Origin of the sequence: Frankia sp. AiPs1 (assembly GCF_023716945.1) — a bacterium.
GTDB lineage: Bacteria > Actinomycetota > Actinomycetes > Frankiales > Frankiaceae > Frankia.
Genome location: NZ_JAMQQF010001182.1, coordinates 1 through 544, shown reverse-complemented (window position 1 = coordinate 544; position 544 = coordinate 1). Strand labels below are relative to the sequence as shown.

Here is a 544-nt window from a genome sequence, read left to right as displayed (position 1 = left end):
CGCCCGCACCGCCGGGCCGGCCGGGGCCGGCCGGGTGAGCCACCGGCCCCGATCCCTCCCACGCCTCGGCGCCCATCAGATTCTCGGCCCCGGCAGTCCGCGCGCCGGCCGGCACCTGCGCCCCCGGCGACGACTCCTCCGCGTCCGTCACGCAGTGTGGCGCCATCGCCATCGGGATCGGCGCCCTCAGCGCGCTCGGATCGCTGTGTTCCGGCCCGTGCCCGGGCGCGGCGGCAGCCGGTGGCGCCTCGTCGAGGGACCGCGACGCGGTCGGGTCCGGGACGCCGTGATCCGGCACCCGCCGCCAGGGGACGGCCGCCTCCGCGGCCCCAGCCGCAGCCCCTGCCCCAGCCGCCTCGGCGGGAGCCTCGCCGGGTGAGTTCCCGTTGAGTCCGGTGTCGGCCGCCGCCCTCGGGTCCAGGTCCCCGCGGTCCGGCTGCGCACCGATGGGCGCCCAGGGGGTCATCGCGTTGCCCGGCCCGCTGCGCCGGCCCGGGTTCGGCTCCCCGGCCGCGGCCTGAGGCTGGCCGTCGGAGGCCGGCCC

At 80.9% G+C, this 544-nt stretch carries 1 pseudogene; it reads right to left on the bottom strand.

Going from position 1 to position 544, the window contains the following annotated elements:
• Positions 1–544, bottom strand: a pseudogene (locus tag ND748_RS33545) (hypothetical protein); the annotation flags it as partial.